1 pseudogene is annotated in these 252 nt (G+C 45.2%); it reads left to right on the forward strand.

Annotated elements, in window-relative coordinates:
- Nucleotides 1-203 (forward strand): annotated as a pseudogene (locus SB660_RS22370) (DNA replication/repair protein RecF); the annotation flags it as partial.
- Nucleotides 204-252: the final 49 nt, after the last annotated feature.

Below are 252 nucleotides of genomic sequence, written 5' to 3' on the forward strand. Positions count from 1 at the left end.
ATGAAGAAATCGGAGAATACCCCATTTTACTTTTGGATGATGTACTAAGCGAGCTGGATGATTACCGACAGTCCCATTTGCTTCATACGATCCAAGGCCGTGTGCAGACATTTGTCACCACGACGAGCGTGGATGGCATTGACCACGATACCTTACATCAAGCAGGAATGTTCCGTGTGGAAAACGGTGCGTTAGTGAAGTGAAGAAATGAGGTGAGCGATTGTATATTCATTTAGGTGACGACTTTGTCGT

It is taken from the genome of Bacillus sp. SIMBA_005 (assembly GCF_046535585.1).
Taxonomy (GTDB): domain Bacteria; phylum Bacillota; class Bacilli; order Bacillales; family Bacillaceae; genus Bacillus; species Bacillus pumilus.